This window comes from Haemophilus sp. SZY H53 (assembly GCF_054332375.1).
This window is the reverse complement of record NZ_JBTGNV010000002.1, coordinates 86,975-101,426: the sequence shown is the minus strand read 5'-3', so window position 1 is coordinate 101,426 and position 14,452 is coordinate 86,975. Positions and strand designations below refer to the sequence as shown.

Below are 14,452 nucleotides of genomic sequence, written 5' to 3'. Positions count from 1 at the left end.
CTACGCTCCTTTTTTCGGTAAGTTAACGCCACTAAAAATTTTAATCACTGCACTATCATCTTCTTTACCATAACCCGCATTGCTTGCCTCAGTGAACATAGAATAGGCTGTGCTTGCCAAATGAAGTGGGAAATGAAGTGATTTTGCAGTGTCATTAACTAAGCCTAAATCTTTCACAAAAATATCAACCATAGAAAGCGGCGTATAGTCACCTTCTACTACGTGTTTCATCCGGTTTTCAAACATCCAAGAGTTACCAGCTGCATTGGTCACAACATCATACATAACATCAAGTGGAATACCCGCTTTTGAGGCAAGAGCCATAGCTTCCGCACCTGCTGCAATATGTACGCCGGCTAATAATTGATGGACGATTTTCACCGTTGCACCTAAACCAATTTCTTCACCAATGTTATAAACTTTTGCCGCAGTGGCATCTAAAACAGGTTGTAACAACTCAAATGCTTGTTTTGAACCCGATGCCATAACAGTCATTTCACCTTTTAATGCTTTAGCTGCACCACCAGAAACAGGTGCATCTAACATAATCAAACCTAATTCTGTTAATTTTTGTGAAATTATTTGAGCATCTTGAGCCGCCATGGTAGAAGAAACCATCACCGCTGTACCTGCTTTTAATTTTTTAGCAATACCATTTTCGCCAAATAATACTGCGTTAGCTTGGGCTGCATTAACCACTAAAACCACTACAGCATCAAGTTCGTGAGCGAAGTCATAGCCATTTGCCGCTACAGCTTTTGCACCTGCCGCTTTTAGTTTTTCAAGTGCAACTGGGTTTAAATCAATACCATAGGTCGTTAATCCTGCATTAATGCAAGATACCGCTGCGCCCATACCCATAGAACCAAGACCAATCACTGCGACTGAATAATTTTGATTTTCCATTTTTAATCTCCCAATAGATCTTAACCAAATTTATCTGTATATTAGCCGATACAATAAATTAAATCTGAGATCTACGTCACAAAATGATAAAAAATGTTATTTTTTGTTAATTTTTGTGATGAAACGTTATGGGCTCATAATCTGATTTGAAATCAGGTATGGAGAAAAAGATGATTCCTGCTGAACGGCAAAAGACATTATTAAACTTAATTAGTAAACAAAGCGTTATTAGTATAAATAACTTAGTCAATATCTTAGGCGTATCGCATATGACCGTACGTCGTGATATACAAAAGCTCGAAGAGGATGGAAAAGTCATCTCTGTTTCGGGGGGGGTTCAATTACTTGAACGTTTATCCAGTGAACCAACACATGACGATAAATCATTACTAGCAACGACTGAAAAGACGGCTATTAGTAAAAAAGCAGTTGAGTTAATACAAGAACATTCCACTATATATCTAGATGCTGGCACGACAACACTTGAAATCGCAAAACAAATCGCTAATCGAAACGATCTACTTGTAATTACTAATGATTTTGTTATTGCCCATTATTTAATGGTCAATAGCCAATGTAATATTATGCATACTGGTGGGCTCATTAATAAATCAAATCGTTCCTCTGTGGGAGAATTTGCTGCCCAATTTCTACATCAAATTTCAGTTGATATTGCGTTCATCTCGACTTCATCTTGGAATTTAAAAGGGCTAACCACGCCTGATGAGCAAAAAATTCCTGTCAAAAAGGCTATTATCCAATTTAGTCAAAAAAATATCCTTGTTACTGATTCATCCAAATATGGCAAAGTAGCAACATTTCTACTATATCCACTTAGTTCACTAGATACGATTATCTGTGATAAAGGATTACCCGAAAATGCTCAAGCTAGAATCGCTGAAATGAATGTTGAATTATTTTTAGTATAAAATAAAAAGAGCGGTCAAAATTCACAGTGATTTTTGATCGCTCTTTGTTTGTTAAGATTAGCGTTTCGCTTTTTTGATAAACTTCATCAAGCGTTTACGTTTACGTAATTGGTTTGGTGTGAGTTTATTTTTTCTACCTGCGAATGGGTTTGAACCTTCTTGGAATAGCAAGCGAATTGGCGAACCAATAATTTTCAAACTCTTACGATAATAATTAGATAAATAACGTTTGTATGAATCCGGTAATTTATCCATTTGGTTACCATGCACCACGATAATTGGTGGGTTATAACCACCTGGGTGAGCATATTTTAATTTAATGCGACGACCGCCAATCATAGGTGGTTGATGCTCATCCGTTGCCATTTGTAAAATACGGGTGAGAAGGGAGGTCGTCATTTTTTGCGTCGCACAAGCATAAGCTTCTTTAATCGAATCAAAAAGATTCCCCACGCCACTGCCGTGTAACGCAGAAATAAAATGCACACGGGCAAAGTCGATGAAATCAAGACGGCGATCTAATTCGGATTTGACGCGATCTTTCACATCTTGATCTAAGCCATCCCATTTATTTACGACGATCACGAGCGAGCGTCCTGCATTTAAGATAAAGCCAAGTAGAGAGAGATCTTGATCTGAAATGTTTTCACGCGCATCAATTGTGAGTAACACCACGTTTGCATCTTGAATCGCTTGTAATGTTTTGATGACAGAGAATTTCTCAACGGCTAAATGCACTTTACCACGTTTACGCACACCTGCTGTATCAATCAAGGTGTATTGTTGCCCATCGCGTTCCATTGGAATGTAGATACTGTCGCGTGTTGTGCCTGGCATATCGTAAACCACCACGCGATCTTCACCTAAAATACGATTGGTTAATGTGGATTTACCAACGTTTGGACGGCCTACAATCGCAATTTTAATATTTTTATCTTGTTCTTCTTCAAGTTCTTCGTCTAATGCTTCATCAATTAATGAAGTATCTTCTTCTGAGTCAAAGTCAAATTCGTGATCCCATTCATCTTTTTCTTCTTCATCAGAAGTGCGGTCATTTTCCGCTTCGTTTTCTTGTAATTTTTCCGCTAAAGGTGCAAGTACTTGCTCCATTAATTGAGTCACGCCACGGCCTTGTGATGCGGCGATTTGTTCAATTTCACCTAAGCCTAATTGATAAAATTCCGCACAGTGTGAGTCTGCATCAATACCGTCAGTTTTATTTGCTACAACCACGGTTGTTTTATTAGTACGTTGGCGTAAGTAATTGGCAATGCCAATGTCTGCAGCCGTTAAACCTGCACGCGCATCCACTAAGAAAAGCACTACATCGGCTTCTTCAATCGCTAATAAGGATTGTTCCGCCATTTTTTCTTCAACGCCTTCTTCAGTGCCATCAATACCGCCGGTATCGATCACAATGAAATCATAGCCAGAAATATTGGCATGACCGTATTTACGATCTCGGGTTAAACCAGGGAAGTCAGCGACAAGCGCATCGCGGGTACGGGTTAAACGGTTGAATAGGGTGGATTTACCTACGTTTGGGCGACCCACTAAGGCAACGACAGGAGTTGTCATAAAAATATCTCTGTAAAGTGTAAATTTGGTTAATTATAGCGAATGTTGGCTGGTAGGTAAAATTCGGGCATAAAAAAAGCACCTTCTGGTGCTTCATTATCTCGGCTTAATTGGCGGAATGGACGGGACTCGAACCCGCGACCCCCTGCGTGACAGGCAGGTATTCTAACCAGCTGAACTACCACTCCGCTAAGTGCTGGGTATAATAATGATGAACGTTAAAACCGTCAATCTTTTTTTTCTTTTTTATGTTTATCTGATTAATAGATAACCGATTAATGTGAGGTTTCGTCGCCCGCACGAATAGACCAAAAACATTTGCCATCGCTTTTTTTATTGACCAATTTAAGGAAATCTAAATGGGCTTGGAGTTCATCATCAGTGGGTTGTAACACTTTTAAATTCTGCGAAAAATTGACCGCATTTTGAAGATCTTGCATATTGGCACCCGCTTGGATAATTGAACTATCCGCATGATCTTCATCAAATAGACTGGTTTGCCCGCCCGTCATGGACAAATAGACGTCAGCCAAAATCTCCGCATCCAGTAACGCACCGTGGAGTGTTCGTTTGCTGTTATCAATGCCTAAACGATCACACAAGGCATCTAAGCTATTACGTTTTCCCGGGTACATTTGGCGAGCCATTTGCAACGTATCGGTGACCAGGCAAATGTCGGTTGTTTTGATATCTAACCCGAGTTTACGGAATTCATAGTCCATAAAGCCCACGTCGAAGGGGGCGTTGTGAATCAGCAGTTCAGCACCACGAATGTATTCAATAAAGTCCTGTGCAATCGTTTTGAAATCCGGTTTATCCGCCAGCATTTCATCCGTAATACCGTGAACTTTAATGGCATCAGGATCAACCAAACGATCCGGCTTAATATAAATGTGAAAATTATTGCCCGTGTATTTACGGTTGATCATTTCCACAGCACCAATTTCAATAATGCAATGTCCTTCGTAATGTGCGCCAATTTGGTTCATACCGGTGGTTTCAGTATCCAGTACAATTTGGCGATCCGGATTTATCATTGTTCTACCTATTTGTTTCCTTTAAAATACCGTCTATTTTACACAAGCTCGAATTAGTTATGCAAAAACAGATTGAAATTTTTACGGATGGATCTTGCCTCGGCAATCCGGGAGCCGGTGGCATAGGGATTGTCCTGCGCTATAAACAGCATGAAAAACATATTTCAAAAGGGTATTTCAAAACCACCAATAATCGCATGGAATTACGAGCAGTGATTGAGGCTTTAAATAGCTTAAAAGAGCCTTGCCATGTAACGCTTTATAGCGATAGCCAATATATGAAAAATGGCATCACACAATGGATTTACAATTGGAAGAAAAACAATTGGAAAGCGAGTACGGGCAAAGCGGTAAAAAACCAAGATTTATGGATTGCGTTAGATCAGGCGATTCAAACCCATAACATTGATTGGCAGTGGGTGAAAGGCCATTCAGGCCATCGTGAAAATGAAATTTGTGATGAATTAGCCAAACAAGGCGCAGAAAATCCGACCTTCGAAGATATCGGTTACGAAGGCTAGTCTGCACCTTATTTTAAGAGCGGTTATTCTTGATAACGAATTAAACCTTCCTGCTGTGTGGTGGCAATTAATGTGCCATCTGCAGCAAAAATTTGTCCTCTCGCTAAACCACGCCCAGCAAAAGCATTATTACTTTCAATGGCATGTAAGTGCCAATTATTTAAATTGAAAGGGCGGTGGAACCAAATGCTGTGGTCGATTGTGGCGACTTTCATCCCTTTCTGTAAAAAGCCTTTCCCATGTGGGTGAAGTGCGGTCAAAATACAGTGGAAATCAGAAAAATAGGCCAAGAGACATTGTTGCGTCTGCAAATCCAGTGGTGCCTCTCCATTGGTTTTAAACCAAGCATATTGTTCTGGCGGCAGTTTTCGACCATCAAATGGATTGTTTAAATATCGGCTATGAATTTGAAATGGGCGTTCTTGGGCAAATTTTTCACTTAAGCTTTCAGGCAAAGTCTGCGCCACTTTTAACATGATTTCATGTTCATCAATGCATTGTTCTGGTCCTGGTACTTGCGGCATGGCTGATTGATGGTCGAAGCCTTCTTCGGGTACTTGAAATGAAGCAGTGACATGACAAATCACATTTTTATGTTGAATGGCTTTTACGCGTAACGCAGAAAAGTTGCGTCCTTCACGTAAGGTTTCCACATCATAAATAATCGGGTGTTGACTATCGCCAGGAGCTAAAAAGTAAGCATGGCAGGAATGGAGTACACGCTCAGGCGGGGCAACTTGCATCGCGGCAGAAAGAGATTGTGCCACGACTTGGCCACCAAATACTTGGCGAAAACCTAAGTCTTCACTCGCACCACGAAAGATAAGATCATCAATTTTTTCTAATTTTAGCAATTCGATGAGTTGATTTAATTTATCCGACATTATTTTTTCCTTTTATAAATACAAAAAGACCGCATAGTTATGCGGTCTGAAGCGTTTTTATACGTTAAAACGGAAGTGCATGACATCTCCATCTTGGACGATGTAGTCTTTACCTTCTAAGCGCCATTTACCTGCTTCTTTTGCTCCGTTTTCACCTTTGAATTGGATGAAGTCATCGTAAGCAATGACTTCTGCTCGGATGAAGCCTTTTTCAAAGTCAGTATGGATTACAGCCGCTGCTTTAGGGGCGGTTGCACCCACAGAAACCGTCCATGCGCGCACTTCTTTCACACCTGCAGTGAAGTAGGTTTGAAGATTTAATAAGGCATAACCTGCACGAATTACACGGTTTAAGCCTGGTTCTTCAATACCAAGGTCTTGTAAGAATTCGATTTTTTCATCGTCATCAAGCTCAGCAATTTCTGCTTCAATCGCCGCACATACAGGCACCACAACAGAGCCTTCTTTTTCAGCAAATTCACGTACTTTGTCTAAATATGGGTTGTTTTCAAAACCGTCTTCATTCACGTTCGCAATGTACATGGTTGGTTTTAATGTGAGGAAGTTATAGCTTTTAATCGCCAATAATTCATCTTTATCTAACTCAACAGAACGAATCATGCCCGCTTCAGAAAGTACAGGAAGAATTTTTTCCATTACAGACAGCTCAAATTTTGCGTCTTTATCACCACCTTTAGCGCGTTTTTGTAAACGTTGGATTGCACGTTCACAGCTGTCTAAGTCAGCAAGGGCTAATTCAGTATTGATGGTTTCGATATCGCTTAATGGATCGATTTTACCCGCAACGTGCACGATATCATCATTTTCAAAACAACGAACAACATGACCAATTGCATCAGTTTCACGGATATTAGCTAGGAACTTATTACCTAAGCCTTCACCTTTACTTGCACCCGCAACCAAACCAGCAATATCCACAAACTCCATTGTGGTGGGTAATACACGTTCAGGTTTAACAATTTCCGCTAACGCATCTAAACGCGGATCCGGCATTGGTACCACGCCAGTATTCGGTTCGATGGTACAGAACGGGTAGTTTGCCGCTTCGATCCCGGCTTTGGTTAATGCATTAAAAAGGGTAGATTTACCGACGTTTGGCAAACCAACGATACCACATTTAAATCCCATGATGTTTTCCTTATTGTAAGCGTAAGTGCGGTTAAAATTTATGGTGTTTTTTCACCGCACTTCTGAGTTAAATTTTAAAACTGTTTAAGCGATTGGTGGCTTTCACCATGCCTTCTTTGAAAAGCAGTTCAATGCAATCGGTGGCCTCATCTAAAGCTTTATCGAGCGCTTCTCTTTCTGCAGGCGCGGGTTTGTTAAGCACAAAACCTGAAACTAAATCACGGTGTCCAGGATGGCCAATGCCAATGCGTAAACGATAGAAATTGTTGCTGTTACCAAGCTGTGCCACGATATCTTTTAAACCATTGTGACCGCCATGTCCGCCACCTTGTTTTAATTTTACGGTGCCTGGCGGTAAATCTAATTCATCGTGTAGCACTAAAATTTCTTCTGGTTTGATACGATAAAAATTAGCAAGTGCACTTACTGCTTTTCCGCTTAAATTCATAAACGTCGTAGGTACTAAAAAACGGACTTCTTTGCCATTAATTAGCGTTTTTCCTACGTAACCAAAGAATTTATTTTCTGCATTAAGCGAAACATTAAAGCGACGAGCCAAGCGCTCAATCAGCCATTCCCCTGCATTGTGGCGGGTTTCTGCATATTTATCGCCAGGATTACCCAGCCCCACGATGAGTTTAATTTCAGACATAGTTTTCTGCTTGAATAAAAATAGTGGTGTATTGTAGCGAAAAAGGGCTAATTTCTCAATCATCGCTGTAAAGCTCCCATATTTTAGGTTAGGTTGTAACTGATGAAATCCGACGAGTTAATAAAAATTTATGCGATTTAAACGTTTGGCTTTCTTTTTTATAAAAGAAATGTAAAATGCGGCAACGTTTTAAATATGACCCATATTTAAGATGTGTTTCCAACCTAGCCAACCTCTTTTGGGCAATTAGGGTAAAAACAAAAAAGCTGAAACGCTTTTTTTAATAAGTAGCGAGTCAAATGCCCCATGGCGTCTGTTTTTTCAGAAACAGAAAGTTTAGGCTTCCCGCAAGGCACCCGACTTATTTTTTTCACCTCTTTTAGAAGGTTTTTATCAATGACAATTACCACTCCTGTAAAAGCGATTCTTGCTTCCAATAAACACTTTTTAGATCGCCAAGATGCAATGGAATCAAACGTTCGTAGCTATCCGCGTAAATTACCGTTTGCTTATGAAAAAGCAGAAGGTTGCTGGGTTACTGACGTTGAAGGCAACAAATACCTTGATTTCTTAGCCGGTGCTGGCACTTTAGCATTAGGGCATAATCACCCTGTATTAATGCAGGCGATTCGTGATGTGTTAGATAGCGGTTTGCCTTTACATACACTGGATTTAACCACCCCATTAAAAGATGCATTCACTGAAGAATTATTGTCGTTCTTCCCGAAAGATGAATACATTTTACAATTCACCGGCCCATCAGGCGCAGATGCAAATGAAGCGGCAATTAAATTAGCGAAAACTTATACTGGCCGCGGTAACGTGATCGCGTTCTCTGGCGGTTTCCATGGTATGACTCACGGCGCATTATCGTTAACGGGTAACTTAAGTGCGAAAAATGCTGTGCAAAACTTAATGCCGGGCGTGCAATTCTTACCTTATCCGCACGAATACCGTTGCCCATTTGGTATTGGTGGCGAAGCTGGGGCAAAAGCCGTTGAACATTACTTTGAACACTTTATTGAAGATGTTGAAAGTGGTGTGGTAAAACCAGCTGCGGTAATTTTAGAAGCAATTCAAGGTGAAGGTGGTGTTGTGCCAGCGCCAATTAGCTTCTTACAAAAAGTCCGTGAAGTAACCAAAAAACATGGCATTTTAATGATCGTAGATGAAGTTCAAGCGGGATTCTGTCGTTCAGGTAAAATGTTTGCGTTTGAACATGCAGGCATCCAACCAGATATCGTTGTGATGTCAAAAGCGGTGGGCGGTAGCTTGCCATTAGCCGTGCTTGCAATCAAAAAAGAATTTGATGCTTGGCAACCAGCAGGCCATACCGGTACTTTCCGTGGTAACCAATTAGCGATGGCAACAGGTTATGCTTCACTAAAAATCATGCGTAATGAAAACTTAGCGCAAAATGCTAAAGAACGTGGCGAGTACTTAACTAATGCATTACGCGAATTAAGCAAAGAATACCCATGTATCGGTAACGTGCGTGGTAAAGGCTTAATGATGGGGATTGATATTGTTGATGAACGTCAAGCCAAAGATGCAACAGGTGCATACCCACAAGATGGCGAACTTGCGGTCGCTATCCAAAAAGCCTGCTTTAATAATAAATTATTGTTAGAGCGTGGTGGACGTGGCGGTAACGTTGTGCGTGTACTTTGTGCGGTAAACATCAATCAAGCAGAATGTGAAGAGTTTATTAAACGCTTTAAACAATCTGTTGCAGATGCATTAAAAGCCGTACGTGGTTAATCAAGAGCGGTCAGATTTTGCAGATATTTTGTGAAATTTGACCGCTTGAGCTCCCCCCTTTGTCAAAGAGGGGAATTTTTTAGGAAAGAATGGCTATGTCAGATCTTAAACAACATAAACAATCCCTTTTTTGTCGCGATGAGCAGTCGATTAAAGACTATGAAAATGCGATGAATAAAGCTGTGCAAGCGGTCTCAAATTGGTTGAAAAACGACAAAATGTACACGGGTGGCTCAATCAAACAAATGCGTGCTTTGATTGATGGATTTAAACCAAGCCAAGCTGGCGTGGGCGTAGAAAATGCGCTGGATCACCTCGTCGAAATTTTCTTAAATCCAAGTTTAAAAGTACATCACCCCCATTCATTGGCGCATTTACATTGCCCAACGATGGTAACGAGCCAAATTGCGGAAGTGTTAATCAATGCCACAAACCAATCTATGGACTCTTGGGATCAAAGCCCAGCGGGTTCAATTATGGAAGAGCATTTGATTGATTGGTTACGTCAAAAAGTGGGCTATGGCCAAGGCACTTCTGGGGTGTTTACCTCGGGCGGTACGCAGTCTAACTTAATGGGCGTATTATTAGCACGCGATTGGGCGATTGCGAATCACTGGAAAAATGAAGATGGTTCAGAATGGTCGGTGCAACGCGATGGTATTCCAGTTGATGCCATGAAGAAAGTTAAAGTCATTTGTTCAGAGAATGCGCATTTTTCTGTGCAAAAAAATATGGCAATGATGGGAATGGGTTTCCAATCTGTGGTTACTGTACCATCGAATGCCAATGCACAAATGGATGTCAACGCGCTTGAACAAACTTTGGCGCAATTAAAAGCTGAAGGTAAAATAGTCGCTTGTATTGTGGCGACGGCAGGCACCACAGATGCTGGCGCGATTGATGATCTCAAAGCGATTAGAAAACTAGCTGATGAATACCAAGCATGGTTACACGTTGATGCCGCTTGGGGCGGTGCGTTATTGCTTTCTCAAGAATTCCGTCATTTCTTAGATGGCATTGAGCTAACAGATTCAATTACACTTGATTTCCACAAGCATTTCTTCCAAACCATTTCTTGTGGGGCATTCTTGCTTAAAGATCAAGCGAACTATCGTTTTATTGACTACAAAGCAGATTATCTCAATTCAGAATATGATGAAGAGCACGGTGTGCCAAACTTGGTGGCAAAATCTCTACAAACAACGCGTCGTTTTGATGCCTTAAAATTATGGTTTACTGTGGAAGCATTAGGCGAAGCACTCTATGCTTCAATGATTGACCATGGTGTTAAATTGACCAAAGAAGTAGAAGGTTATATCAATGAAGCCGAAGAGTTAGAAATGCTCGTGCCAACGCAGTTTGCATCAGTGCTATTCCGTGTAGTGCCAAAAGGCTATCCAGCAGAATTTTTAGATGCCTTAAACCAAAATGTGGCGGATGAACTCTTTGCCCGTGGCGAAGCGAATATTGGTGTGACTAAAGTTGGCGATAAACAATCGCTAAAAATGACGACATTAAGCCCGATTGCTACGCTTGAAAATGTAAAAGCATTGTTAGCTCAAGTCTTAGCTGAAGCAAACCGCATTAAAGATGCAATTGCAAACGGCACCTATGTACCACCGATTGACTAGTTCTTTTATAGGAAGAAAAGGCCGATTTAAACGGTCTTTTCTTTTTTATAGTATAAGTATTAGAACGCCACTTAAGATTAATAAACTTCCCATGATTAATTTCATGCTTAAGGGTTCGCCTAACAAAACTACGCCTAAAATAATGGCAATGACCACACTGAGTTTATCAATGGGCGCAACCCAAGAGGCGGGCGCCATTTGTAACGCACGATAATAACAAAGCCAAGATAGGCCCGTAGCAACACCGGAAAGAATTAAAAAGGTAAACGGTTTTGCAGCAATATGTTGTGGCAGTTGCCATTCGTTACGTGCGCTAATGATACCTGCTGTAACGAGTAAAACCACAATTGTACGGATAAAAGTCGCGAGATTACTGTTAATGCCTTCAACCCCTAATTTACCTAAAATAGCGGTAAGTCCAGCGAAAAAGGCTGAACCAATAGCAAAAAATACCCAATTCATGATGTGTTCCTATTTTATCGTTAATATTGATTGCACTTTTCCGCTATAATAACGGAAAACTCATTAAGACAGAATAAGACATGAACCAAATTAATATTGAAATCGCCTATGCCTTGCCGGATCGCTATTATTTGAAATCCTTCAAAGTGGATGAAGGCACGATGATCCAAACGGCTATTTTACAATCGGGCATTTTACAACAGTTTACCGAAATCGATTTGCGTGAAAATAAAGTGGGGATTTATTCCCGCCCTGCAAAATTAACAGATCAATTAAAAGACGGCGATCGTATTGAAATTTACCGTCCATTATTAGCCGATCCTAAAGAAATTCGTCGTAAACGTGCAGCGGAGCAAGCCAAAGCCGCACAAGAAAAAGCTCAACAAGAAAAACAGGAAAAGGAGTAAAAAATGACCGCACTTTCCAACCAATATTGTCTGCCTGATGGCATTACCCCTGAAATTTTCCTGCGTGATTATTGGCAGAAAAAACCATTGATTATTCGTAATGGCTTGCCTGAAATTGTTGGCCAATTCGAGCCTGACGATATTATCGAATTAGCACAAGGCGAAGATGTGACGGCACGTTTAGTGAAAACCTTTTCAGATGATAATTGGAAAGTGTTTTTCAGTCCGTTATCTGAAGAAGATTTTGCAGATGTGCCAGAGAAATGGTCGGTGCTCGTCCAAAATTTAGAGCAATGGAGTACTGAATTAGGTCAGCTTTGGAATAAATTTGGCTTTATCCCACAATGGCAACGCGACGATATTATGGTGTCTTATGCACCTAAAGGCGGTTCCGTTGGTAAGCATTATGACGAATATGATGTATTCTTGGTGCAAGGTTATGGTCATCGCCGTTGGCAGTTAGGTAAATGGTGTGATTCTTCTACAGAATTTAAACTGAATCAGCCGATTCGTATTTTTGATGATATGGGCGAATTGGTGATTGATGAAGTGATGAATCCAGGTGATATTCTTTATATTCCGGCTCGTATGTCACATTACGGTGTAGCAGAAGATGATTGCTTGACCTTTTCTTTTGGTTTGCGTTATCCGAATTTAGCAGATATTTTCGATAACGTGAATAAAGCGTTTTGTCATCAAGATCCTGAATTGAATTTAAGCGAATTCCAATTACCGTTACGTTTAACGCAAGCAGAGCAGCGTACGGGCAAATTGGCTGATGAAAATATTCAGGCAATGAAAAAGCAATTCTTAGCGAAATTGGCAGAGTCTGAAGCCTTTGATGCCTTGTTCAAACAAGCAGTAGCCAGTGCAGTGAGCTCACGTCGCTATGAAATGTTGGTATCCGATGAAATGTCCGATCCTGACGAAGTGCGGTCAATTTTAGAAGAGGAACAAGGTGTATTAATGCAGGACAATAACTGCAAGTTGCTTTACACCGAAAATCCGCTCCGCATTTATGCTAATGGCGAATGGTTAGATGAAGTGAATGTCATTGAAGCGGAAGTGTTGAAACGTCTTTCTGATGGGGAATCGCTAGATTGGGCATTCTTAAATAATTTAGTGAATGATACAGAAGATCCTGAAAGTACAATGGAATTATTACTTGATTCGATTTGTAACTGGCTAGATGACGGTTGGGTGTTGATTGAATAATGTCTGAAAACATTTACTCCATTTCCCAGCTTAACAGCGCAACCCGCCAAATGTTGGAAGGGAATTTTTCACAGATTTGGCTTACAGGGGAGATTTCTAATTTCACTCAACCTGTGTCAGGGCATTGGTATTTAACGCTAAAAGATGAAAATGCCCAAGTTCGCGGTGCGATGTTCCGCATGAAAAATTTGCGTGTGGGGTTTCGTCCGCAAAACGGCATGCAGGTCTTGGTGCGGGCGAATGTCAGTTTATATGAGCCTCGCGGTGATTATCAGCTGATTATTGAATCCATGCACCCTGCCGGTGAGGGATTATTGCAACAGCAATTTGAAGCGCTAAAAATGAAATTGGCAGCTGAAGGATTGTTTGCACAAAACCTGAAGAAAAGCTTGCCAGACTTTGCCAAAGCAGTGGGCATTATTACGTCTTCTACAGGCGCGGCTTTACAAGATATTCTGCATATTTTGGCTCGCCGCGATCCAAGTTTAAAAGTGGTGATTTATCCAACGGCAGTGCAAGGCAAAGAAGCAACGGCTGAAATCGTCCAAATGATTGAACTCGCTAATGCCCGTCAAGAAGTGGATGTATTGATTGTCGGCCGTGGTGGTGGTTCTTTAGAAGATCTTTGGTGCTTTAATGAAGAAGAAGTGGCACGTGCGATTTTCCGTTCTAATTTACCGATTATCAGCGCGGTAGGTCACGAAACCGATGTCACCATTGCCGATTTTGTGGCTGATTTACGTGCGCCAACCCCCTCTGCTGCGGCGGAGTTAGTGAGTCGCAATCAGCAGGAATTACTTCAACAGTTAGCCTATAAACAACAGCGTTTGGAGATGGCGTTAGATCGTATTTTTAGTCATCAACAACAACGTTTGCAACAGTTACGTTTGCGCCTGCAAAATCAACATCCACAAAATCAATTATTGATGCAAAAAGCCAGAACGGCGCAATTACATCATCGTCTCTTATTAGCGATGCAGCGTCAAATGGATAAAACGCAGCAAAAATTGACCGCACTTTCCGCGCGCTTAAAGCAAAATCCGTTGCCTTATCAATTGCAAAAACAATCCCAATATTTAGCTCAGTTACAAGTGCGGTTAAATTTAGGGGCGAATCGTCAAGTCACGGAGCGTCAAAATAAATTGGCGACGTTGTGTGGCAAGTTGGATGGATTAAGCCCATTAAAAGTATTAGCACGAGGATATTCCATCGCGGAAGATGTCAAAGGACATGCCATTGTGAGCGTGAAACAAGTCAAAACAGGCGATATGATTAAAACGAAAGTCGCTGACGGGGAAATAATCAGCCGCGTTTGTTAAT

14 protein-coding genes and 1 tRNA gene are annotated in these 14,452 nt (G+C 41.0%); 7 read left to right on the top strand and 8 right to left on the bottom strand.

The genetic code is table 11. The features are described 5' to 3' along the window. On the bottom strand, window positions 1–906 hold the full coding sequence (gene ltnD, locus ACXVWB_RS02580; RefSeq protein ID WP_288329693.1) for an L-threonate dehydrogenase: 906 nt from the start codon (window positions 904–906) through the stop codon (window positions 1–3). 170 nt (window positions 907–1,076) lie between these two features. Between ltnD and ACXVWB_RS02575 the strand changes: the two genes are divergently transcribed. Then, window positions 1,077–1,835, top strand: coding sequence for a DeoR/GlpR family DNA-binding transcription regulator (locus tag ACXVWB_RS02575; protein WP_015702000.1), 759 nt, complete (start codon window positions 1,077–1,079; stop codon window positions 1,833–1,835). A gap of 57 nt (window positions 1,836–1,892) precedes the next feature. Here ACXVWB_RS02575 and der read toward each other — a convergent pair whose 3' ends face one another. The 3 genes from der to dnaQ form a co-directional block, all read right to left on the bottom strand. Continuing rightward, a complete protein-coding gene (gene der, locus ACXVWB_RS02570) occupies window positions 1,893–3,413 on the bottom strand; it encodes a ribosome biogenesis GTPase Der (RefSeq protein WP_049384377.1) in 1,521 nt (506 codons plus the stop codon). A 111-nt stretch (window positions 3,414–3,524) separates the two neighbouring features. Beyond that, window positions 3,525–3,601, bottom strand: a tRNA-Asp gene (locus ACXVWB_RS02565). An 87-nt stretch (window positions 3,602–3,688) separates the two neighbouring features. Then, the gene (gene dnaQ / locus ACXVWB_RS02560; protein WP_458485209.1) at window positions 3,689–4,450 is read right to left on the bottom strand and encodes a DNA polymerase III subunit epsilon; all 762 of its coding nucleotides are present in this window, start codon (window positions 4,448–4,450) and stop codon (window positions 3,689–3,691) included. 59 nt (window positions 4,451–4,509) lie between these two features. On the opposite strand from dnaQ, the gene rnhA reads away from it, so the two are divergent. Continuing rightward, window positions 4,510–4,971 carry a ribonuclease HI gene (gene rnhA / locus ACXVWB_RS02555; protein WP_005699219.1) on the top strand — a complete coding sequence of 154 codons (462 nt, stop codon included), beginning with the start codon at window positions 4,510–4,512 and terminating at the stop codon, window positions 4,969–4,971. Between the two features lie 23 nt (window positions 4,972–4,994). Here the strand turns inward: rnhA and tesB are convergent, their stop codons facing one another. The 3 genes from tesB to pth all read right to left on the bottom strand — a co-directional run bounded on the left by tesB (window position 4,995) and on the right by pth (window position 7,656). Next, window positions 4,995–5,855, bottom strand: coding sequence for an acyl-CoA thioesterase II (gene tesB, locus ACXVWB_RS02550; RefSeq protein ID WP_128787550.1), 861 nt, complete (start codon window positions 5,853–5,855; stop codon window positions 4,995–4,997). 57 nt (window positions 5,856–5,912) lie between these two features. Then, on the bottom strand, window positions 5,913–7,004 hold the full coding sequence (gene ychF, locus ACXVWB_RS02545; protein WP_049355809.1) for a redox-regulated ATPase YchF: 1,092 nt from the start codon (window positions 7,002–7,004) through the stop codon (window positions 5,913–5,915). Window positions 7,005–7,071: 67 nt separating this feature from the next. After that, entirely contained in the window at window positions 7,072–7,656 is a 585-nt protein-coding gene (pth, locus tag ACXVWB_RS02540) for an aminoacyl-tRNA hydrolase (protein ID WP_297568585.1), read from the bottom strand. Window positions 7,657–8,052: 396 nt separating this feature from the next. Here pth and ACXVWB_RS02535 point away from each other — a divergent pair, with 396 nt between their 5' ends. Together ACXVWB_RS02535 and ddc are read left to right on the top strand one after the other, a co-directional pair. Next, window positions 8,053–9,417, top strand: coding sequence for a diaminobutyrate--2-oxoglutarate transaminase (locus tag ACXVWB_RS02535; protein ID WP_128787548.1), 1,365 nt, complete (start codon window positions 8,053–8,055; stop codon window positions 9,415–9,417). Between the two features lie 95 nt (window positions 9,418–9,512). Further along, window positions 9,513–11,048, top strand: coding sequence for an L-2,4-diaminobutyrate decarboxylase (gene ddc, locus ACXVWB_RS02530; RefSeq protein ID WP_128787547.1), 1,536 nt, complete (start codon window positions 9,513–9,515; stop codon window positions 11,046–11,048). A gap of 45 nt (window positions 11,049–11,093) precedes the next feature. On the opposite strand, the gene ACXVWB_RS02525 is transcribed toward ddc, so the two are convergent. Beyond that, window positions 11,094–11,510 carry an EamA family transporter gene (locus tag ACXVWB_RS02525; protein ID WP_128787546.1) on the bottom strand — a complete coding sequence of 139 codons (417 nt, stop codon included), beginning with the start codon at window positions 11,508–11,510 and terminating at the stop codon, window positions 11,094–11,096. A gap of 80 nt (window positions 11,511–11,590) precedes the next feature. Here ACXVWB_RS02525 and ACXVWB_RS02520 point away from each other — a divergent pair, with 80 nt between their 5' ends. Genes ACXVWB_RS02520 through xseA form a run of 3 tightly spaced genes read left to right on the top strand, consistent with a single transcriptional unit; the run spans window position 11,591 to window position 14,451 of the window. Then, a complete protein-coding gene (locus tag ACXVWB_RS02520) occupies window positions 11,591–11,917 on the top strand; it encodes an RnfH family protein (protein WP_005696455.1) in 327 nt (108 codons plus the stop codon). 3 nt (window positions 11,918–11,920) lie between these two features. Continuing rightward, complete coding sequence (locus ACXVWB_RS02515) at window positions 11,921–13,132, top strand: ribosomal protein uL16 3-hydroxylase (protein ID WP_297568598.1); 1,212 nt, start codon at window positions 11,921–11,923, stop codon at window positions 13,130–13,132. After that, the gene (gene xseA / locus ACXVWB_RS02510; protein WP_297568601.1) at window positions 13,132–14,451 is read left to right on the top strand and encodes an exodeoxyribonuclease VII large subunit; all 1,320 of its coding nucleotides are present in this window, start codon (window positions 13,132–13,134) and stop codon (window positions 14,449–14,451) included. The genes ACXVWB_RS02515 and xseA overlap by 1 nt, the downstream gene beginning before the upstream one ends. Window position 14,452 lies beyond the last annotated feature (1 nt).

Bases quoted from the DNA above. Each gene is read 5' to 3' on its own strand.
- ltnD (WP_288329693.1), bottom strand. From the start codon at position 906: ATGGAAAATCAAAATTATTCAGTCGCAGTGATTGGTCTTGGTTCTATG.
- ACXVWB_RS02575 (WP_015702000.1), top strand. From the start codon at position 1,077: ATGATTCCTGCTGAACGGCAAAAGACATTATTAAACTTAATTAGTAAA.
- der (WP_049384377.1), bottom strand. From the start codon at position 3,413: ATGACAACTCCTGTCGTTGCCTTAGTGGGTCGCCCAAACGTAGGTAAA.
- dnaQ (WP_458485209.1), bottom strand. From the start codon at position 4,450: ATGATAAATCCGGATCGCCAAATTGTACTGGATACTGAAACCACCGGT.
- rnhA (WP_005699219.1), top strand. From the start codon at position 4,510: ATGCAAAAACAGATTGAAATTTTTACGGATGGATCTTGCCTCGGCAAT.
- tesB (WP_128787550.1), bottom strand. From the start codon at position 5,855: ATGTCGGATAAATTAAATCAACTCATCGAATTGCTAAAATTAGAAAAA.
- ychF (WP_049355809.1), bottom strand. From the start codon at position 7,004: ATGGGATTTAAATGTGGTATCGTTGGTTTGCCAAACGTCGGTAAATCT.
- pth (WP_297568585.1), bottom strand. From the start codon at position 7,656: ATGTCTGAAATTAAACTCATCGTGGGGCTGGGTAATCCTGGCGATAAA.
- ACXVWB_RS02535 (WP_128787548.1), top strand. From the start codon at position 8,053: ATGACAATTACCACTCCTGTAAAAGCGATTCTTGCTTCCAATAAACAC.
- ddc (WP_128787547.1), top strand. From the start codon at position 9,513: ATGTCAGATCTTAAACAACATAAACAATCCCTTTTTTGTCGCGATGAG.
- ACXVWB_RS02525 (WP_128787546.1), bottom strand. From the start codon at position 11,510: ATGAATTGGGTATTTTTTGCTATTGGTTCAGCCTTTTTCGCTGGACTT.
- ACXVWB_RS02520 (WP_005696455.1), top strand. From the start codon at position 11,591: ATGAACCAAATTAATATTGAAATCGCCTATGCCTTGCCGGATCGCTAT.
- ACXVWB_RS02515 (WP_297568598.1), top strand. From the start codon at position 11,921: ATGACCGCACTTTCCAACCAATATTGTCTGCCTGATGGCATTACCCCT.
- xseA (WP_297568601.1), top strand. From the start codon at position 13,132: ATGTCTGAAAACATTTACTCCATTTCCCAGCTTAACAGCGCAACCCGC.